Origin of the sequence: Streptomyces sp. NPDC001851 (assembly GCF_040297165.1) — a bacterium.
Taxonomy (GTDB): domain Bacteria; phylum Actinomycetota; class Actinomycetes; order Streptomycetales; family Streptomycetaceae; genus Streptomyces.
In genome coordinates, this window is sequence record NZ_JBEOYR010000040.1 from 53,502 (window position 1) to 74,138 (window position 20,637).

The following is a 20,637-nucleotide window of genomic DNA, read 5'->3' on the forward strand; positions in this document are numbered from 1 at the left end:
CCACGGTTCCGGTGTTCCCCGCGGCTACCAGACGTACCACGGCCCCGTCGAGAGCTGGCCATACCAGGGCAATATCCAGGTCATCACGCTCACCGGCTCAGAGGAATCCGACCTTCTCCACGCCGCCGGTTCATGGATGGCCGACCATCTCGACGCCTTGCTTACCAGCATCAACTGGGTCGGCGACTTCCTCTCCCCACATGGCACCGACTCCCGCGCCAGTGCTGGAGATGACTCCGGGCGCTCAGGGCTTCAAGATCACCCCGCCGCCCCTCATGGACTTATCTCGGCGATCCCCTCACGGCGCTCACCTTTCGTTTCCGTTGCTCTGCATCTTTTCTACCCGGAAGCCTCCATCTGAGCCATCAAGAGCATTTCTGAACGCGAATGAAGGACATGGAATCTCCAAACATGGAGAGAGTGCGCCATCGCCTCGATGAAACGGACAGTCGGATCGCCGCCGCGATGCTGGCCGCTCCGCGTGCCTCGTGGCGCACGGTCGGCCGCGTCCTGGCCGTCTCGGAGCGCACCGTCGTACGCCGGGCTGAACCGTTGTTCGGCGACGGGACGCTGCGGGCCACGGCCGTACGCAACCCCGTGCACTTCCCCGAGCTGATTCCGCTTGCCCTGCGCATCCGCTGCCGGCCCAACCGGATCAGCGTCATCGCCGCCACCGCACGTCCTGCTCCGGGTCTTCCCGGCCGCCTTCGACAGGAGCGGCGGCCTGCTCTCGGAAACCGAGCTGTCTGTCCTCCGTCCGGACACACCCACCGCTCCCACGCGCTCCACTGTCCTGCCCCTCGACCAGCAGCTGATCGCCGCGCCGGTCGAAGACGGACGAGCCTCTACACAGACCTCGCCCGCCGCGCCGATACCACCCGTCTGGTCCGACCCGGCAGCCTGTGCGGCGATCGCGCGTCCTCCTTGCCGACCTCGGCATCCCGGCCACCGCATGATCTGGATCAGGTGCTGATCAGTGAGGGCGGGGTGATCGGCTTCGTCCTTGACAGGGGTTGTTCTTGTCCGTTGTCCGCAGCCGAACGGACGTGAGGTCCTGCCTACCCGGAACCTGTGATCGGCTCAGAGGCTGCCCGGGCGGACCAGGCCGGTTCTCTTCACACCGGTCAGGATGGGGGTGACCTCAAGGGTGGTGATGTGTTCTAGGGCGCCGATGGTCTCGCTCAGGAAGTGGTAGAGCGCGTCGAGGTCGGTTGCCGCGACGGCCACAAGGAGGTTGGCCGAGCCGGTGGTGGCGGAAGCGAAGCGGACCTGTGGGTGGCGGCTGAGCTGCTGGCCCGTTTCCTCCAGTCCGCCAGGTGCGACGGTGATCCACAGGAGTGCCTCGGTCCGGACGCCCAGCCGGGCCAGATCGACTTCGGTCGCGAGTCTGAGTACCTGGCCGTTGACCAGTGCCTCTACCCGGCGGCGAGCGGTCAGGGCGGTGGTGTTGGCGCGGCGCGCGAGGTCGGTGTAGGGGGCGCGGCCGTCCTCGATCAGTGCGGTGATCAGCTGGTGGTCGAGGGGCTGTAGGACGGGGCGGGTAGGTGCCGCGGACAGGTCGGGCCGCAGGCTGGTCAGTTCGGTCTGTGTCAGCAGGCCGCCGCTCCAGTCGAAGGCGGCCGGGAAGACCCGGAGCAGGACGTGCGAGGTCCAGGACTGGACCGCGGGGGTGGCGGGCAGGTCGCGCAGCAGCAGGTTGTTGCGGGCGTCCGGTCCGTCCAGGAACAGGATGGTGCAGATCTCGTCGCCGCCGCCGAGGACGTCGACCCAGATGGTGTCGGGCCGGCGGGCGAGGGTGGCGGCGATGGCGCTGATCCGGTTGGGCCGGCAGCGGATGCGCAGGGCCAGCGGAATCAGCTCGGGGAAGTGCACAGGGTTGCGTACGGCCGTGGCCCGCAGCGTCCCGTCGCCGAACAGTGGTGCAGCCCGGCGTACGACAGTGCGCTCCGAGATGCCCAGGACCCGGCCGACCGTGCGCCACGAGGCGCGTGGTGCGGCCAGCATCGCGGCGGCGATCCGACTGTCCGTTTCATTCAACAGATGGCGCACTCTCTCCACAGACCGAGATCCTATGTCCTTTTTCCTCGATCCAGATGGTCATTTCTGGCTCAGATTCTCGCCTCGGCTTAGAAACGTCTCAGAGCAACCGAGACGAGAGAGCAGGTGAGCACGATGACCGGCATCGAGCACACGGTGGTGGACACCGACCGGGGCAAGGTCAGGGGAGTCGCGGAGGGCGAGGCGGTCTCCTTCCGGGGAATCCCTTACGCCGCGTCGCCGGTCGGCGAGCTGCGGTTCGCGCCGCCGCAGCCGCACCCGGGCTGGACGGACGTGCGGGACGCGGCCAAGGCCGGCCCCTCCGTTCCGCAGGCGGCCTCCCGGCTGGAGAAGGTGCAGGGGCAGCGCGTGCCGGACTGGAACGAGGACGGCAGCCTGACCGTCAACGTCTTCACTCCACGCCGGGCGCTGGCGGACGGTGCGGCCCGACCCGTCCTGCTCTGGTGGCACGGCGGCGGCTTCACCAGCGGCTCCGGCGGCTGGGACTGGTACGACGGCGGCCGCCTCGCCGCGCTGGGCGACATCGTGGTCGTCACCGCCAACTACCGGGTGGGACCGCTGGGTTACCTCTACCTGCCGCAGATCGGCGCAGCCAACCTCGGCCCCCAGGACCAGGCCGCCGTGCTGCGCTGGGTGCAGAACAACATCGCCTCCTTCGGCGGCGACCCGCGCACGGTCACCGTCGGCGGGCAGTCCGCCGGAGCGTACTCGGCCCTGTCGCTCGCGCTCGACCCCGAGACGAACGGGTCCATCACCCGGGTGCTGCTGCAGAGCGGCCCCTTCGGCCTGAACCCACAGGATCCGCACCAGGCCGCCGAGAACGCCGACGCCTACCTGCGCCTGCTGGACATCCCAGTCGGCACTGATGCCGCGAAGGCCCTGCGTGCCCTGCCGGCCGAGCAGCTGCTGGACGCCTACGGCCGGCTCTCCGTCCAGCTCGCGGCTCCGGGTAGCGCGGCTCCGCCGATGTACCCGGTCCTCGGTGCCCCCGGCATGCCCCGCACCCGGCAACAGGCGCTCAATGACGGCGCTTTGGAGGGCAAGACCCTGCTGATCGGCACCACCCGCGACGAAGCGACGGCCTTCTTCGCCTTCGACCCCCGCATCCAGAACCTCACCACCGAAACCGCCCTGGACGTCCTCACCGCCCAGGTCGGCCGACAGGCCGCCCAGGACGTCTACCAGCAGCACGCCGCCCGCCTCCCGCAGGCGACACCGGCGCAGATCTTCACCTCGGTGCAGACCGACGGCCTCTTCCGCGACGGCTCGCTGGAGATCGCCGACCATCACGCGGCCGGCGGCAACACCACCTACGTCTACCAGTTCGACTACGCCCCCGCCGAGGACCCGTACGCCCTGGGCGCCACCCACTGCGCCGAACTGCCCTTCCTCTTCAACACCTTCGACGCCTACCCCGGCAGCCCCGTCCTCGCCGGCGCCGGCGACGCCCAGCGCACCCTGAGCCTCGAATTCGCAACCGCCGTCGCCGAATTCGTCACCACTGGAACGACCAGCGACTGGCTGCCCTACGCGCCCGCGACCGCAGCCCGCATCCGCCACTTCGGCTGAGAGAGGAGACCGTCATGAAGCACATCTTCCGCACGCCGACCATGCCTCACTGGGCCGAGTTCCTCACCTTGCTGGTCACCATCTACTCCTCGGACCGGCTGTACTCCCTGACCATCGGCGACCGTTTCGCGAACTGGAACCAGTGGGTACGCCCATTCCCCTTCACCCTGGCCTCCATCGCGCTCCTCGTCTTCTTCGTGATGCCGGGCGCCGGAAGGCTCTGGAAGACCCTGTACGCCAAGGCCCTGCACACGGCCGCCGCCCACTGAACGCGGCCGATGGCCGGTGTCCCGCACCCGTGGGACGCCGGCCATCGCGTCTTCACAGCGGTAAGAACCCAGGCGGCTATGTGTGACGGGCGTCACATGTTGGGCTTCGTCGACTGGCGTTGGGGCGCGGTCAGCGGGTTCGCCTCGGGGCTGCTGCTCCTGCTCCAGGACCGCCGTCACGGGGTCGACCTCGACGCGCTGATCCTGGAGGCCAGCACCATCGTGTACTTCGTGTTGGTCGGCGCCGTCGCCGTCGCACGGCCGCACTCGTCCCTGTCGCACCACACCGACGTCCTCTCCTTCGCCTGGCTGGCCGCCACGGCCTGGGGGACGCTGGCGATCCGCCGCCCCTTCACGCTGGGCATCGCCAAACGCCAGACGCCGCGTGAGTTCTGGGACATGCCGGAGTTCCTCCGCGTCAACAACCACATCACCAGCGCGTGGGGCACCGGCTTCACGTTCATCGGCGTCAGCCTGGCCGTCGCGGGCGCGGCGGATGCCCCTGCCTGGGTGGGCATCGCCGCCCATGTCATCGGCCTCGTTGGCCCCGCCGTCTTCACGAAGGTCTATCCCGCCCGCGCCGAGGCGCGCCTGCAGGCCGCCCAGGCGCCGGTCACGGTCGTACCGCAGCAGTCGCCGTAGTCCACCGAAGGAGTGCGTACACATGAGCACTGAAGCAAGGAACGTCGTCCTGGTCCACGGCGGGTTCGTCGACGGTTCGGGCTGGAAGGGGGTCTACGACCTGCTGACCGCCGACGGCTACACCGTCACCGTCGTGCAGAACCCCACCCTCTCCCTCGACGGCGACGTCGCCGCCACCAAGCTGATCCTCGACGCCCAGGACGGCCCGACCGTGCTGGTCGGCGTCCTGAGCACGCCGGGCGAACGCTGCCACCCCTTCCCAGCCGTGCGGCAGAACCGGGACAAGGGCATCACCCAGCATCTACGCCACGTCGTGGCCAGCCACTCCGTCACCATCTGGGAAATGGACGTCACCAACCCCGTCGGCGTCCCCGATCCCTGCCCGCCGACCCTCGCCTGGCTCATGATCCGCCGCAACAGACGAGTCCAGACACTCCGCGTGGTCTTCCCCCAGCTACAGCGATAAAGGGCCGGCGGATTCAGTAGCGAACGGCGCCAAGCACACCGAGTTGCGCACGCCCGTCGTGCGCAGGCGCGATCGGCGTACAGGGAGTGACGCGACGTACGGCGGTGCGTCCGCACAGCCCCAGGCCGGACCGCCCCGCCTCAGGGATCACGGGACGATGCGAGCGGAGCGGCTGCGCTCCTGCGTCCGTCCCGATCGACGTTGGCGCATGATCCGTATATCGTGGTGCACACATGGCGTGTTTCCTGCGCAGTCGATCCAGATATGGCGGCGAATTACCGAACGGCTTCTACAACAGTCTCGTCAGCGACACCTTCGAAACGCTGCGAGCTGAGGGAGAAGACGATGTCTGATCACGGAGCCGACCTGCTGATCCGCGCCGGCGCGGTGCACACCCTGGTGCCCGGCCAGGTCCCGCAGCGGGCCCTGGCGGTGCGCGGCGACCGGATCGCGGCCGTGTCCGTCGACCCGCACGGTCTCGACCACCTGGTCACCGAGAAGACCGAGGTCCGCGACCTGCCCGGCGCGACCGTGCTGCCTGCCTTCGACGACACCCACACCCACCTGATCTTCGCCGCGCTCGGCGCCCAGGACGTCCCCGTCCACCAGGCCCGCACCATCCCCGAGTTCCTCGACCTGATCCGGCAGCGGGCCGCGGTCACCCCCGAGGGCGAGTGGATCCGCACCACCACCAACTGGCAGGAACTCAACCTGGCCGAGCGCCGCATGCCCACCGCGGCTGAACTCGACACGGCGACCGAGCGGCACCCGGTCCTGGTCAAGCGCGGCGGCCACAACGACGTCGTCAACAGCTACGCGCTGCGCCTCGCGGGCATCACCGAGGACACCCCCGTACCGCCCGGGGGCACCATCGGCCGTGACGCCGACGGCAAGCTGGACGGCCGGCTGATCGACAACGCCCTGCACCTGGTGGAGCGCCTGGTCCCAGCCCCTGACCGGGCCGAGCGCATCGAAGGACTCCGCATCGCCACCCGCGACTACGCCGCCACCGGCATCGGTACCGTGCGGGACTGCGCGGTCACCCCCGAGGACTACCGGGTGCTCCAAGCCGCCCGCGAGGCGGGCGCGCTGCACATCAGGGTGCGCGCGTTGATCTCGGCGCTCGGCATGACCAGCGCGGCCCAGGTGGAGGACCTCCTCGACACCATGGAGGAGTGGCGCGACAACTCCGACCCATACCTGTCCGTGTGGGGCGTGAAGTTCGGCCTCGACGGCGGCCTGGAGGCCGGCGCCACCGAGGAGCCGTACGCCTGTGACCACTCCTTCTCCGGGATGCTGATCTGGGAGCCGGACGCGCTGGTCGAGGCGGTCGAGGCGGTGGTCCGGCGCGGCTGGCGGGTCGGCACGCACGCCTACGGCGACCGCGCGGTCCGCACCCTCCTCGACGTCTACGAACGCGTCCTGCAGCGCAACCCCGGCCTGCCCGCCGGCAGCCTGGTCATGGAGCACGGCGGCCTCGCCGGCCCCGAGCAGCGCGCCCGCGCCGTCGCCCTCGGCATCCCCGTCACCATCCAGCAGCCCCTGCTGCACGACACCGCCGAGGTCGAGGAGGGCTTCTGGGGCCCGGAACGCGTCGCCCGCCTCTTTCCGGCCCGCGGTTGGATCGACCTGGGTGCCCAGGTCAGCGCGGGTTCCGACTTCCCGGTCGGCCAGTTCGGCGCGATGCGCTCGGTGTGGGGCATGACCACAAGGCAGACGGTCATCGGAGTGAAGGGTCCCGAGCACGCGATCTCGTACGACGAGGCCCTCACCCTGCACACCACCCGGGCGGCCCACCTCACGGGCGAGTCCCATCTGCGCGGCACCTTGACCCCGGGCCGCTGGGCTGACTTCACGATCTGGGACCAAGAGCCCGCCCACTGCCCCGGCGATGCCCTGCGCGACCTGCACCCCACCCACACCTTCGTCGGCGGTCGCCTGGTCGCTCCCTCCGGAACCCGATAGGCGGGGGAGCATGTGCCGGCCCCCGAGCCCCTGGCTACCGCGGGCACAAGCGCCCGCGGTAGCCAACTGCCCGTGATGATCAGTCCACTTTGTGTCAGTGGCCATGTCCCGGCCGCGCGCGTGCCCGTTGGATGAACCCACCTGCTTCCGCCGGGCGCGAGACGCACAGAATCCGCCGCAGCCGCTACCGGGAGGCCCTCGATGACCACGCCGCGCACTCGCTCGTTCGCACAGGTCGACGTGTTCTCCACGATCCCCTACGGCGGCAATCCGGTCGCGGTGGTCCTGGACGGGACCGGCTTGAGCGATGAGGAGATGCAGCGCCTGGCGCGACCAGCTAGCCACGGCCAAGGAGGTCCTCGGCCTCGAACCCGACCTCTCCCTCATCCCGGACGCCATGGTCGGCGCGATCGGGGCCTATCCCGAGGGATCCGAGTACGACTTCGAGCTGCGCATCTTCGCCCCCGGAGCCGGTGTGCACGAGGACCCGGCGTGCGGCAGCATGAACGCCGCCGTCGGGCAGTGGCTCACCCTTCTGCGCGCCGACGACCTGACCGTCTTCCCGGTCACTGACCCGGCTGGCACCATCGTCAGCGTCGGCCGTCCCGGCCTGGTGGACACCGTTCTCGTCGCCAGCCGCGTGGTCAAACGCGACGGCGCGCTGGTGGACGTGGACCTCCCGGCGCTAAAGACCCGAATCCTTGAATCGCGCGACCGGATCGCCACGGCCGCCGGAATCCCGCTCGACGGCACATGGGATCCGCAGCCGGGATCGGAGTACCCCGGCTGTATCAGCGGTCGGCGCGGGTGACGAAGTCGCTGAGGCGGGCCCACATCGGCGGTGCGTTGGAGTACAGGGGAAGTGCGCGCAGTGGCTGAGCTCGGCGATGCGGCGCCGCCTTCGGCCAGTGTCGGGGGCACGATTGAGGGTTGTTCTGCTCCCCGTACATGAACATCTGCGACGCGCACAGTTCGAGGAAGCGGTCCAGCACCTTTCCGTGGTTGGAGAGCTCGACGACGGACTCGAAGAGCGGTCACGAGCCGCCGGGGCCAGGGGAGGCGACCTCACCGCACCTTCGTGGCGGCTCTCATCGCAGGCGCCGATGAACGTGGTGCCGAGACCAGCCGTCGACTGGTCGTTCAGCCGTCCTGACGGCCCCCCGGTGCCTGATGGTCGTGCTCGACCTCGCGCTGGAATTCGGCGACGCGAAGGAGGGCCTGCTTGAAAGTGGCGTACTCCTGTGTGCCCAGAGCGCTGGCGTGGCGTTCCTCGATCGTGCGCATGATGGAGGCGGCGGCCTCCATCTGGAGCAGGCCGCGTTCTGTGGGACAGATCAGTTTGGCCCGGCGGTCCGCGGGGTCGGGTTTGCGTTCGACGTAGCCCAGGCGTTCGAGGTCGTCGATGACGGTGCCGATGACCTGCTTGTGCTGTCCGGAGGCGCGGGCGAGCTCGCTGGCACGGATGCCGTCGGTGCGTAGATAGGCGAGGACGGCGCCGGTGCGGGGCGGGATGTCATCGAAGCCCTGCTCGGCGAGCGCGGAGAACAGCTCGCGCTGGACGGAGAGGAGGACCCGGGCGGCGAGCATGCCGAGGTCCGGTTCCGTGGTGTGGTGCCCGTCCAACGCCTCTCCTGTCCCGGCGCGTCCGCCGCTGTGCTGGGTCACCAGCGATTTTATTCACCTGCCTCAGGGCTCGGACGGCGTCACGCGAATCCCGCATGACCGACCGGCGCTTGCGCTGCGAAAGGCCGGGGCGTAGCGTCAAAGTAGTCACTGATATTGACTATCAACACTGATGACTAAATCCACTGCGGCCCTACCCGAAGGAGCGGAAGATGAGCGCGCATAGCAAGTTTCTGGAACCGATCACCCGGGAGAACGCCGCCGTGGTGCTCGTCGACCACCAGGTGGGCCTTCTGTCCGGCGTCCGGGACATCCCGCTCGGCGAACTGAAGCACAACGTGGTGGCCATGGCGCGGGCGGCGACTGTCCTGGGCATCCCGCTGGTCGTCACCACCACCGCTGCGGAGAGCATGTGGGGGCCGACCATCCCGGAGCTGGTCAAGGCACTGCCGGCCGGATACAAGATCATCGATCGCAGCACGGTCAACGCCTGGCACGACGATCGGGTCCGCGAGGCCATCGAGGCCACCGGTCGGCGGAAACTGATCTTCGCCGGGGTGTCTCTCGAGGTGTGCGCGGCGCTGCCCGCCATCTCCGCGACGGCCGCCGGGTACGACGCGTACGTTGCTGTGGACGCATCCGGTACGTTCAGCCAGGACAAGCGCGAGGCAGGACTGCTGCGCATGCAGCAGGCGGGGGTCATCGTCTCCGACTATGCCACCCTCATGGTCGAGGCCCTGGCGGACAACGCGGCCCCGGAGTCCGCTGCCGTCTACGGCGCCCTCGACATGCCCTTCGCCGTCCTGGTCGGCCAGATCTCCGCGGCCAACCGGGCCTAGAAGCTCGTTCCGGTCGCAAGTGCGGCTGCGCGATGCCGGTCAGGTTGCCTTGGGGACGAGGACCTCACGCCGGTCAGGCCCGTCGAGGCGGGCCGCGTAGGCGCTGTCGCCCAGCGCAGGTGAAGTAGAAACGTCCGAAGAAGGGTCGCTCGGGTCCATGCGTTGCGGTGGGCGTTCGTGCACTGGCCGATGGTGGGCTCCGTTGCTTGAGCGTCGGTGCGGGAGGACGGAGCCCTTGGCGTCAGCCACGTTGTGCCTTGGGGATTCAACTTGCGGACGCCCAGGAAGCTGGATGCGGCGCTACCCCCTGTTCCGCAGGTCAGGCGTTGGGATCGAAGGGGATGCCCGAGGGCATGGAGTGTGCCAGCGCGTAGGCGAAGTCGCCGTTCTTGATCTTGAGGGTGGCTTCGCCGAAGTCGGCGCTCATCAGCTTGTCCCGGAAGTCGGCTGGGTAGCCGTTCCAGCCCACCAGGCGGGGGTAGAACCAGCCGCCGGTCACGTTCTCGGGAGGCTCGTCGTTGCTGTTGGCGAAGCGGAAGTCGTGGGTGGAGAGGCCGTCCTTGTGGTAGACGATCTTCGGGTGGGTGCCGTCGAAGCGGACTGCGGAGCGGGCGGCCACCTGGTAGCTGGTGTGCTGGGACACCGAGACGTGCTGGACCTCGTTGTTGTTGATCCACACGACGACGTGTTCCCAGTCGTGGGTGTGCCCGATGGCGGCCGGGCCGTAGGTGGCCTGGTCCTTCTCGAAGTAGCTGGCGTACATGACGGCGCACCAGCCGTTGTTGCACTTCTCGCGTGAGTAGGTGTTGGCGTTGGCGAGTTGGGCGTAGTCGTGGCAGTGGCCGTTGACGTCGCCGCCGAGTTTCAGACCGGGGTTGATGGTGCCGTCGGCGCCGATGGCGGCGGTGGCGTAGCAGCCGTCGCCGTCGTAGTCGTAGGCGGGGGAGAAGGTCTGTTCCAGGCCGTCGGCGTTCTGCGGCAGCAACTGCAGGACGTTCGCGTGGGCGCTCGCCGGAACGGCCACGACGAGCGTCATCGCACCGAGTGCTGCGAGCAGGCCCTTGGCAAGGGACTTCACGTTGGGCATTACGGCTCCTTGTCGGGGCGGCCGGCGTCAGCAGTACAGGTTGCTGCCCGGTGAGACCCCGAGGATCTGTGTGAAGCGCTGGTAGGCGTCCACGCGGCTCTGCACCTGGGCCGGGTTCTTGCCGTCACATTCGAGGGAGCCGTTGATGCTGCGGATGGTCTGGCCGAATCCGGCGCTGTTGACCATGGCGTTGTGCGGGGTCATGCTGCCTGGTCCCGATTGGGTGTTCCAGTACCACAGGCCGGTCTTCCAGGCGACGGAGGCGTTGTTCTCCACCTGCCAGGGGTTGTTGAGCAGGTCGATGCCGAGTGCGTCACCCGCCGCCTTGTAGTTGAAGTTCCAGCTGAGCTGGAGCGGTCCGCGGCCGTAGTAGGCGGCCTGTCCGGCGGGGCAGCCGTACGGCTGGCCCCAGTCGCAGTAGGTGGGGTAGTTGGCGGTGTTCTGCTCGACGACATAGACCAGTCCGCCGGTCTCGTGGCTGACGTTCGCGAGGAAGGCGGCGGCCTCCTGCTTCCTGACCGTGTCGCTGCCGGTGTTCGCGAAGGCCGGGTAGGCGCTGAGGGCCGCGGTGAGTCCGCTGTAGGTGTAGAAGGAGTTCCGGTTCGGGAACATCTGGTTGAACTGCGCCTCGCTCACCACGAAGCCGGACGGAGTGCTGTCGCCGCCGCTCGCGGGTGCGTTCCACTTCTGGTTGGCGCCGCCGCTGCAGCTCCAGATCTGTGTCCGGGTGCCGTTGGCGGAGTTGTTGTCGGTGACGTCCAGGCACTTGTCCGCCTGGGGGTTGACGATGTCGTGGGCGGCGGTGACGGTCCACTTCTGGTTGGCGCCGCCGGTACAGGACCACAGCTGCACCTTGGCGCCGTCGGCGGTCGAATTGCCGGTCACGTCGAGGCACTTGCCGAGGGCGCGGATGGTGCCGTCGGTGCCGACCGTCCACTGCTGGGCGTTGGTGCCGTTGCAGTCGTAGAGCTGGACGGGCGTGCCGTCGGCCGAGTTGGCCCCGGCGACGTCGAGGCACTTGCCGGCGAGCCCGGTGATGGCCCCGGTGTCGGCCTGGGCGGGGGCTGCGGTGAGCAGGCACGCGGAGAGACCCAGTGCGGCGGTGAGGGCGGCTGTGGAAAGGGATCGGGCCATGAGAGGGGGGTGGCCTTTCACATGGGGGGTGGCGGCCGACGCCTCACTTCATGAACGGAGGGAGGCGTCGTACAACGCGTGGCTGACCCGAGAACCTAAAGGGGGGCGACTGCTTTCGTCAAGTAGTGAAGTAAGCCTAGTGAAAAGGTAGTTGACAGGCAGACGGCCAAGAGCCGCGGTCGCGCCGACGGTGGCGCCGAGAGCGCGGAAGCCTCTGCGACTCGGGCGGTTGTCGGGCGATCTGGTGTGATCGGTGTGCTGGGTGGTCCCACCTTGCGCCCTCCGTCCGGGGAACGGGGCATGCGGGGGCGACGGATACGGGGCCGTCGGGTTCGGCGGGGTCGTGCGACCCGCCGGACCCGCCAGTCAGGGGATCAGCATGCGTTCGCTGTCCGTGCCACCGGATCGGCTACCAGCCGACGGCGACCAGGAGCCATTGCGGATCGGCGTGGGAGATGAAGGAGGACTGGCCCGCCACGTCGTCGTAGGGGAAGCCGTAGGCGAGGTGGTTGATGGCGTTGTCGTGCCAGAACTTGGCGTAGTAGTTGGCTGGTGCCGCCGTGTAGAACTGGGCCGGGTCGGACTGCTCGGAGGCCGGCAGGGTGGCGACGTGGCGGTTGAGGGCGGCACACATGTCGGGATTGCCCGCCAGCGAGGCGGCGCAGCCGAAGATGTCGGAGGTGGCCGCGTTCACGCCCACTGACTGGGCGTAGGCGGTGAAGTAGTTCGCGTTGGCGCCGCCCGCGCGGAAACTGGGGTCGCTGCCGGGCGCGATGATCCGGTACGGGGCCTGGGCCTGGGCCAGGACCTTGAACTGGTCCGGAACGGCGTCGGTGAAGCGTTGGAAGGTGGTGGCGCGGTCCTCGGCGAAGGTCTGCCGGTTCTCGCCGACCTCGACGTCGTAACCGTCCTTGCTGTGCAGGCGCATGGCCAGCTTGAGGCCGAAGGCGTCGACCCGGGTGGTGTTGCCGTTGAAGACATTGTTGCCGACGGTGAACTCGATGAAGTCGTAGTACGGGCTGTTGGGCGAACCGAGGTAGAAGTACATGCGGCCCGCGGAGTTGGCCGGCATGTCGAGGTAGGGCTGCTCGGCGATGGAGTGCACCTGCCCGTTGAAGCTCCAGTACACCTGGCTGTCGGGATACTTGCCGTTGGTGCGGTTGAGGATCTTCACCTCGACGGCGTTGCTCGCCGGGGGGATGTCGCTGGTGCTGCCCCAGAAGTCGTCCGGCGGGGTGGTGCCGCCGGGGCCGTAGACCTGGAACTCCCACAGGGAGTAGCCGTACGGGGTGCCCCGCGCGGTGCCGTAGAGGCGGACGTAGCGGCCACTGCCGGAGATGGCGATGTCCTGCGTTCCGCCGGCGGCGGTGGTGGTGGAGTAGACGGTGGTCCAGGTGCCGGCGTCGGTGGAGGTCTGGATCTGGAAGGCGGTCGCGTAGGCGGCCTCCCAGTTCAGGGTGACACGGCTGAGCTGCTGGACGGATCCGAGGTCGACCCGCAGCCATTGCGGGTCGGAGAAGGCCGAGGACCAGCGGGTGCCTGTGTTGCCGTCGACCGCCGCGCTTGCGGGGAAGGAGCCGTTCTCGGTCGAGGAGGCGGTGGCGGGCCTGCCCTGGGACAGTAACTGGTCGGCGGCGCGCGCGGGCGTCGGTGCCAGGACTGCGAAGCAGGCGGCGATCAGGGCGACGACCAGGCCGAGGGCCGCGCGTGGGCGTGCGGCGCCGACCGGCGGTCTGCGGGTGGGTGCGCCGGCGGAACTCTGCATGTGGGGTCTCCTCAAGCCGGTCCGGCATGCGTGGGGATGGAGCAACAGCAGACATGAGAGCGCTCTCTCGGGTTGTAGTCCTACCGGTGTCAGCCGTCAACAACTGAAGCCGAAATCAGTCGGGTTTGCGGCCCTGTCGACGACACGGCACTGATCTCGCCTCCGGTGTCGCGTGTGGCGCGTCCGGCGCATTCGGCTTCCGACCGCCCGATCAGCCCCAAGTCGGACTCTGCTTACATCCCTTGACGCATCCGGTATGGACCTAACCGCGCCGTCACGCCGACTCGCGACCCACCAGTCAGGGCTCGGAGACGACCGGCGTCGCGTCTGTGAGTGCGCCGTGGGTGTGCTCGTCGAGCAGCGGGTCAGCTCCGCCGCCCTCTCCTCAACCGGCCGGCGGACGTGGCCAGTCGAGAACGGCAGGTGACAGCGATACCGGCGTCGTCGAAGCCGACGACGGCCACGTCCTCGGGCACCCGGCGGCTGCGCCGGCGCAGCACTTGGCAGGCGCCGTGGGCCATGAGGTCGTTGGCTGCGAACACGCCGTCCGCGTCCGGGTGGCGGTCCAGCAGTCCGACATGGCCGCGATACCGCTGTCGAGGTCAAGCCGCCCTCGGCGAGTGGGACGTTCGGGCGGCCGTGAGGGGCGAGCATGTCGCGGAACCCGGCCAGGCGTTCCCGGCTCGCCGCTACGTCCAACGGGCCGCATGGCCGAGGCCCGCGTCGAGCAGGGTGCCGAGGTGCGGGCAGCGGCCGGGGTGTCCGCGAAGGACTCCGTCGCGCCCCGACGTACCCGTGCACGACGATCCCCGGTTCTGCGCCTCGCCCCCAAGAGGGCCGATCCGACACTGCCCCTGGTCGGCCCAGCCACGGGACGCGGCGGACCACACCTCCCCTGGGGGCCCTCACCGAACCCACCGATGACCAAGATAATTCACGCCTTATATTTTGATGTATTGACGGCCGGGCGGGCTGCCCCTAGCGTCCGATCCGCATCGCGCCCCCACATCGCGACCAAGGAGAAACGTGTGACCGACGTTCCCGCCGCCGTTCCCGCCGCGCGCGTCCGCGCACCCCGTCGGCGCAGACGCACGGCCGCCCTCACGACAGCCTTCGTGCTGCCGGCCGCCGCCGGTATCGCGCTGGCTACCGCCCCGAGTGCCGCCGCCGCGAGCATCCCCACCGCTCCCACCGCCGTCGTCAACGCAGGCAGCGGCAAGTGCGTCGACGCGAGCGGCGGTGCCACCGGGAACGGCACAGCCGTGCAGCAGTACGCCTGCAACGGCACCGGAGCGCAGTCCTGGCAGTTCACCCCGACCGACAGCGGCTACTACCGGATCGGCGTGGCCTCAGCGCCGGACCAGGTCTGGGACGAGACCGGCGTCTCCACCGCCGACGGCGCGCTGACCCAGCTGTGGCTCTACGGCGGCGGCGCCAACCAGCAGTGGCTGCCGGTCGCGGAGGCCTCCGGGACGTACCACTTCGTCAACCGCAACAGCGGCAAGTGCCTCGATGTGCCGTCCGCGTCCACCGCCGACAGCGTCCAGCTGCAGCAGTACACCTGCAACGGCACCGCCGCCCAGTCCTTCTCGCTGTCCGCCGGCATCACCCCGCCGGCCGGCACCCCGGACTTCGGCCCCAACGTCACGGTGTTCGACCCGTCGATGCCGACGTCCACCATCCAGTCGAAGATCAACCAGGTCTACAGCACCCAGCAGAACAACGAGTTCGGCACCCAGCGCAACGCCCTGCTGTTCACCCCCGGCACCTACAACGTCGACATACCCGTCGGCTACTACACCCAGGTCGCCGGACTCGGCCTGTCACCGGACCAGGTGTCCATCACCGGCGGAGGCGTGCACGTCGAGGGTCACACCAGCGACGGCAACGCCACCCAGAACTTCTGGCGCGATACCGAGAACATGTCGGTGAGCCCCAGTTCGGGCAGCACCATGTGGGCCGTCTCGCAGGCCGACCCGTTCCGGCGCATGGACGTGCACGGCAGCATGAAGCTGTGGGACGACACCCACGGCACCAGCACCAACTGGTCCAGCGGCGGCTACATCGGCGACTCGCGGGTCTCCGGCCAGATCAACTCCGGGACCCAGCAGCAGTTCCTCACCCAGGACACCGCCATGAACGGCGGCTGGACCGGGCACAACTGGAACATGGTCTTCGTCGGCGACACCGGCGCCCCGGCGACCAGCTTCCCCAATCCGCAGTACACCACCGTCGCCCAGAGCCCGGTGATGCGCGAGAAGCCGTTCATCTACGTCGACAGCTCGGGCAACTGGCAGGTGTTCGTCCCCTCGGTGCGCACCAATGTCCAGGGCCCGGACTGGACGAACGGCAGCGCCCCGGGCACCTCGCTGCCGATCAGCCAGTTCTACATCGTCAAGCCCGGTGACACCGCCACGACGATCAACAACGCGCTCGCCGCCGGCAAGAACCTGATCGTCACCCCGGGCGTCTACCACCTGTCCGCCCCGCTCAACATCACCCGCCCCGACACCGTCGTCCTCGGCCTGGGCCTGGCCACCCTCGTCCCGGACAACGGCGTCACGGCGATCACGACCGCCGATGTCGACGGCATCGACATCGCCGGCCTGCTGATCAGCGCGAACACCACCAACTCCAACACCCTCATGCAGGTCGGCCCGACCGGCTCGACTGCCAGTCACACCGCCGACCCGATCGTGCTGCACGACGTGTTCTTCCGCATCGGCGGCGACATCGCCGGCAAGGCCACCCAGTCACTGGTGATCAACAGCAACGACGTCATCGGTGACGACCTCTGGCTGTGGCGGGCGGACCACACCAACGGCGTCGGCTGGACGACCAACCCGGCCGCCAACGGGCTGATGGTCAACGGCAACAACGTCACCATGTACGGCCTGGCGGTCGAGCACTACCAGAAGTACCAGACCACCTGGAACGGCAACGGCGGCCGCACGTACTTCTACCAGAGCGAGACCCCCTACGACGTGCCCGACCAGTCCGCCTGGACCACCAGCGGGGGCGACCTCGGCTACGCCTCCTACAAGGTCGCCAACTCGGTCACCTCACACGAGGCATGGGGTGTGGGTGTCTACGCCTACCTCCGCGACAACCCCTCCGTCGTCCTCGGCCATGCCATCGAGACACCCACCACGTCCACGGTGAAGTTCCACAGCATGGTCACCACGGTCCTGGGCGGCGACGGCACCATCAACCACATCATCGACAACACGGGCAATCAGGTAACCCCCAGCAGCAACGTGGCGTACCTGGTGAGCTATCCGTAAGTCCGGCAACGGACCCGACGGCACACAGGGTGCAACTTGTCCGTGCCCTCTGCGGGTGACGTGGGCCGGGCAGACCGGCCGGACAAGGAGACCCGTCCGGCGCCCGCGTCGAGGTGGCACGGGCGCCGGACACGCAGGGCGGCCACAGGCTCATTTGTTCCCCTGGGCCGGTTCACAGGCGGTCGCCCAGAAGCGCGTCAGCACCTCGGGGCAAGAACCAGAGCAACGCCCCTCGGTCGCCAGGGCCTACCGCATCCTCGCCGAAGGCGAAACGGTCGAGATCCCGACCTGACTCGGGGGCCGTGGCCGCGATGCACTTCCGCGGTGGGACGTCCCGCGCCACCGGTACCTGCCCCAAGATGAGTCTGGCGCACAGCAGGTGTCCACAGACGTGCGCCACCAGGTGTCGCAGACCTGCCACGGCGGAAAGCTGGAGGGCCGCGTCGGGTTTGTCCACATTCTGCGGTTGAAGGTAGACCCATAGCCCCGTGACCAAAGCGGGCGAAGCAGCTGCTGTACCACCGCTGACTCAGGGACCGAGGAGTGCTTCACGTCTGCGCGGGACCAGATCGCTTGCTGGTCGGGGCTGAATCCCATCCGATTCCAGTGGAAGATGATGTGCCTGGCCAGGATGCTGCGGAGACCGAGGCCTAGACGGTTCGTCTCCGCCGCATCAGCCGGAGCTCGGCCGCGAGATGACACGCATCCGACCAGGCAGGATCCGAGGGCGTGGCCGCTCCGTGGCGCCATCGTCGCGTAAAATCCGTCGAGTTCACTCGCGAATCCTTTGACCTTCTCTGCCTCGTGGTCCGAATCTCAAGAGTGCGACGACGGTACGGTGTCCGCCCTCGTTGAAGTCGGTCATTCGTTCGCGTGTCACGCATACGAATGATGTTGTGGGCGGAGCTGACCGTGCAGTGGTTGGCGTGCTGGTTGACTGTGCAGCTGCTGGGATCCGTGCCGTGACAGAAATGCCTCCGGCCCTTTGGAGAGCCGCCACGCGCTGCCGTTGTTCGCGAGAGAAGGGAAGTGCTCCGAACCTTGGCTGACTTGTGGCGCCGTTGCCGCGGAGGTCCGACCGGACGGCACTTTGCTGGCCCTGGGCGTTACGGAAAGGGGAGAGCAGCAGCGTGACACCCCGACGGCTGCCGCGAAGTCTCGAGCCGTTGGAAGGCGAGTCCCTGCCGGGCTTCCTGCTCCGCACGGCCTACCGCTTGGATCGCTCGCCCGTCCGAATCGCGGAGCTGTGCGGCCTGGACGTGCGGCAGCGTCGCCTCTCCTCCGCTTGCCTTCGAACCATCCGCGAGGAGACGCTGCGACAGTTCGCCTTCACCGCACGCCTGACCGAGCACGAAGCCGACGGTCTGACCTTGCGACGATTCACCCAGACCTATCCGCCACTGAGCAGGCTCCGCACGAGTACCAACAGGATCGGATCTGCCGCTTCGGTCAATTGGGCGATGACCCGCTCCAGCCGCTACTGTCCCGACTGCCTGAGGGGGGACACCAGGGCGGTCGAGCAATCCCTGGGCGGAGGGTGGCAGTTGCTCTGGCATCTTCCAGTCGTCTTTGCCTGCCTGCGCCACCGTCGCCTGCTGGAATACCTCTGCCCGGCATGCAACCTTCCGCTCAATGCGGCTGGCGGTGCAGCCGGTCACGGCCGTTCGACTCTGATCAAGAACGCCGGGCTGACCGGGCTACACCCTTTGGAATGTCGGAACACTGTTCCCCGTCACACCGGCGACCGGTCCGACAGCGCGGAGCGAGCCCGGAGCGTGCTGTGCAGAGCACGACTGGACGACTTCAACTCCCGCATCGGCACTGGCCTACCCGACGACGACTTGGATCAGCTCCTGAGCCTGCAACAGCGCGTCCTGGACTACCTCTCTCCGCAAGAGCGCGGGTGGGGCAGGGACGCCATGCCCGACAAGTCCTACTTCTCGGACCTGATCGCGATCACCCACCTCATGAAACTGACGTGGCCGCTGGGCGCGGAGTTCCTCCCTTCCTCTCACTTGGCAGCTCTCGTCCAGGCACACGCAGAACCCGTTATCGCGCAGCTCACGGCCGAACATCAGGGACGCGGAGTACGGAGCAACCGCGGTGCGAAGGTTGCCCCCAACGATTCCTTGATATGCGGTGCCCTACTCCTCGGAGCCGATGCGCTCCTGGGCGATCGCGAACTCGGCGCGCTCCGGGCCCGTGTTCAGCCACTTGCCAGCGAAGCGTACCGCCGCGCAAGAAGCTACGCCGGAGGCATCTGCAGGAGCGCCGACATTTCAGCGGCCCTCGCCCGTGCCACGGCCCGACGTATCCATGGGCTTCCCCTCCGCCGCAACCTGCGCACCGTCTCGACCCAGCATCGATACCGAGTGGAAGAGATCCCCTCTTTCCTGCCCCGGCCGTGGTTTGAACGGCACTTTGCCGCCTTCATCACGCTCTTGCCGAGCGGCGACGCAGCGATCGAACGTCACCTACGTCGGGCCGCATCCCTGCGACTGGCGGAGCTGGTGTCAGGCACAACCTGGGCCGAATGCGCGGCCGCGGTGGGCATGCAGCAGAAGCTTGCCGAGCGCACTCTCAAATACCTTGGACGCCACCTGGACGGACTCGGGCTCTGGCCGGCTTTCGAAGACGTCGTCGAACAGATTGCGAAACACCTGGATGCGACCGCGCCGCGCGTTGACTATGCCGATCGGCGCCGACGGCTGGCGTCTTGGCGCCTGCCTGTACACGACTGGCGCGCCATGTGTGACGGGCTTCCCAGGCTGGATCGGCTGAAGGAGAACGCAGACACGCGGATCGGTTCGGCCCTCATCTGGGCTGAGGCCACCCAAGGCGAGCGCATGCGCAGCCCGGTAGTGCTCGACCTTCGACAACGCGGCGAGGACACCCAGCCACTCGCCAGCAGGTTGGGCAGGCTCAGCGACGGGCTCAGAGGTCCAAGCCTGAGGCTGCGTCGCAGACTCCGGCTGTATGCAGAACACCTTGCGACTTCATGCGATCACAAGCTTGACCTGGCCGTCCCTGTGTTGCAGATCGTCCGTGACGAGACAGACTTGGCCTCCAACGCCAACCATGACAAAATTGCACAAGAGGGTCTCGAAGCGATGTCGTGGGCCGCGAGACCGGGCCGTGCGGTCCGTGAGTTGACGGACCCCGTCGAACAAATGGTGCCAGACACTTTGTGGAGCCTATTCCAACAAGTGGTTCCGACAACACCTGAACGCAAACCGGCTATCACGTCCCCACGCCATGGCGACCGGGAGAGCCTGGCTGCGATCGTGTTCACTGCGACCTCGGGCTGCGGCTGGACGCAACTCCCACTCGGGTTCGGACTCTCGGGTCAAACCGCATACCGACGGTTCATCGAATGGACCGAGGCGGGGGTGTGGGTCCGGCTGCGCCAGCTGCTCCCCGCCATCCCTGTTACTCAGGGCGAGTCGGACTGGCCCCGCCACGCCATCGATGCTGTCAGCGCCCGCGCCGACAAGAGGGAACACAGGCGGCACCGAATGGGCGTCACCTCAACAGGAGCGCAACAAAAGGGCTCATCGACGGACCTTGGGACGCACGCCAACCTGTTCGGCTGAGCCACGAAGAGGAGCAGGGCCGCCCGCGGCGCTACCTGGATGGTCACGAAGTCCTCATGGCTGTCTCCGTCGCAGCGGGACGGCTGGTCTGCCCTGGAGCGGGGACGAGCTGTCGGCCGCTGCCGAGGACGTCGCGACGGCGCCGATGCACGCTTCGCCAGCCCGCGACGGCGAGGGATCAGGACCGCCTCATAGGCGGCCGATGCGCCTGGAACCCCTCCTGACCTGCGGTGTACAAAAGTGCCAACTATCCTTCTGAAACTGGCAGGAAGGTCCGTGAGGCTAGTTGGCATCACTGCAGGTCAACATCGTGCGTTAGTGCCAACTAAGAATCCTGGTCACA

14 protein-coding genes and 3 pseudogenes are annotated in these 20,637 nt (G+C 68.1%); 11 read left to right on the plus strand and 6 right to left on the minus strand.

The genetic code is table 11. The features are described 5' to 3' along the window. Nucleotides 1–465: 465 nt before the first annotated feature. Nucleotides 466–1,050 (plus strand): hypothetical protein, encoded by a 585-nt coding sequence (locus ABT171_RS42050; protein ID WP_503078595.1) that lies wholly within the window; start codon nt 466–468, stop codon nt 1,048–1,050. 30 nt (nt 1,051–1,080) lie between these two features. Here the strand turns inward: ABT171_RS42050 and ABT171_RS38320 are convergent, their stop codons facing one another. Next, the gene (locus ABT171_RS38320; protein WP_351251091.1) at nt 1,081–2,037 is read right to left on the minus strand and encodes an Lrp/AsnC ligand binding domain-containing protein; all 957 of its coding nucleotides are present in this window, start codon (nt 2,035–2,037) and stop codon (nt 1,081–1,083) included. Nucleotides 2,038–2,172: 135 nt separating this feature from the next. Between ABT171_RS38320 and ABT171_RS38325 the strand changes: the two genes are divergently transcribed. The 7 genes and pseudogenes from ABT171_RS38325 to ABT171_RS38355 all read left to right on the plus strand — a co-directional run bounded on the left by ABT171_RS38325 (nt 2,173) and on the right by ABT171_RS38355 (nt 7,780). Further along, nucleotides 2,173–3,627 carry a carboxylesterase/lipase family protein gene (locus tag ABT171_RS38325; RefSeq protein ID WP_351251104.1) on the plus strand — a complete coding sequence of 485 codons (1,455 nt, stop codon included), beginning with the start codon at nt 2,173–2,175 and terminating at the stop codon, nt 3,625–3,627. Between the two features lie 14 nt (nt 3,628–3,641). Next, nucleotides 3,642–3,896 carry a putative antibiotic biosynthesis monooxygenase gene (locus ABT171_RS38330; protein ID WP_351251093.1) on the plus strand — a complete coding sequence of 85 codons (255 nt, stop codon included), beginning with the start codon at nt 3,642–3,644 and terminating at the stop codon, nt 3,894–3,896. A 96-nt stretch (nt 3,897–3,992) separates the two neighbouring features. Beyond that, complete coding sequence (locus tag ABT171_RS38335; protein WP_234379096.1) at nt 3,993–4,538, plus strand: hypothetical protein; 546 nt, start codon at nt 3,993–3,995, stop codon at nt 4,536–4,538. 22 nt (nt 4,539–4,560) lie between these two features. Beyond that, nucleotides 4,561–4,761: pseudogene (locus ABT171_RS38340) on the plus strand (alpha/beta fold hydrolase); the annotation flags it as partial. A gap of 588 nt (nt 4,762–5,349) precedes the next feature. Continuing rightward, the gene (locus tag ABT171_RS38345) at nt 5,350–6,969 is read left to right on the plus strand and encodes an amidohydrolase (RefSeq protein WP_351251095.1); all 1,620 of its coding nucleotides are present in this window, start codon (nt 5,350–5,352) and stop codon (nt 6,967–6,969) included. Between the two features lie 201 nt (nt 6,970–7,170). After that, nucleotides 7,171–7,257 (plus strand): annotated as a pseudogene (locus ABT171_RS38350) (phenazine biosynthesis protein PhzF); the annotation flags it as partial. Nucleotides 7,258–7,276: 19 nt separating this feature from the next. Further along, entirely contained in the window at nt 7,277–7,780 is a 504-nt protein-coding gene (locus tag ABT171_RS38355; RefSeq protein ID WP_067051784.1) for a PhzF family phenazine biosynthesis protein, read from the plus strand. 329 nt (nt 7,781–8,109) lie between these two features. Here ABT171_RS38355 and ABT171_RS38360 read toward each other — a convergent pair whose 3' ends face one another. Next, nucleotides 8,110–8,634: a MarR family winged helix-turn-helix transcriptional regulator gene (locus ABT171_RS38360; RefSeq protein WP_234379095.1), complete on the minus strand. Its 525-nt coding sequence runs from the start codon at nt 8,632–8,634 to the stop codon at nt 8,110–8,112. Between the two features lie 170 nt (nt 8,635–8,804). Here ABT171_RS38360 and ABT171_RS38365 point away from each other — a divergent pair, with 170 nt between their 5' ends. Continuing rightward, nucleotides 8,805–9,431, plus strand: coding sequence for an isochorismatase family protein (locus ABT171_RS38365; RefSeq protein ID WP_351251098.1), 627 nt, complete (start codon nt 8,805–8,807; stop codon nt 9,429–9,431). Between the two features lie 319 nt (nt 9,432–9,750). Here the strand turns inward: ABT171_RS38365 and ABT171_RS38370 are convergent, their stop codons facing one another. The 4 genes and pseudogenes from ABT171_RS38370 to ABT171_RS38385 all read right to left on the minus strand — a co-directional run. Beyond that, nucleotides 9,751–10,518: an NPP1 family protein gene (locus tag ABT171_RS38370; RefSeq protein WP_351208776.1), complete on the minus strand. Its 768-nt coding sequence runs from the start codon at nt 10,516–10,518 to the stop codon at nt 9,751–9,753. A gap of 27 nt (nt 10,519–10,545) precedes the next feature. Further along, nucleotides 10,546–11,652, minus strand: coding sequence for a lectin (locus ABT171_RS38375; protein ID WP_351208777.1), 1,107 nt, complete (start codon nt 11,650–11,652; stop codon nt 10,546–10,548). A gap of 409 nt (nt 11,653–12,061) precedes the next feature. After that, a complete protein-coding gene (locus ABT171_RS38380) occupies nt 12,062–13,417 on the minus strand; it encodes a beta-1,3-glucanase family protein (RefSeq protein WP_351251100.1) in 1,356 nt (451 codons plus the stop codon). A 298-nt stretch (nt 13,418–13,715) separates the two neighbouring features. Beyond that, a pseudogene (locus ABT171_RS38385) lies at nt 13,716–14,125 on the minus strand (substrate-binding domain-containing protein); the annotation flags it as partial. A gap of 320 nt (nt 14,126–14,445) precedes the next feature. Here ABT171_RS38385 and ABT171_RS38390 point away from each other — a divergent pair. Beyond that, on the plus strand, nt 14,446–16,701 hold the full coding sequence (locus ABT171_RS38390) for a pectate lyase-like domain-containing protein (RefSeq protein WP_503078593.1): 2,256 nt from the start codon (nt 14,446–14,448) through the stop codon (nt 16,699–16,701). A 1,130-nt stretch (nt 16,702–17,831) separates the two neighbouring features. Further along, nucleotides 17,832–20,294, plus strand: coding sequence for a TniQ family protein (locus ABT171_RS38395; RefSeq protein ID WP_267893359.1), 2,463 nt, complete (start codon nt 17,832–17,834; stop codon nt 20,292–20,294). Nucleotides 20,295–20,637 lie beyond the last annotated feature (343 nt).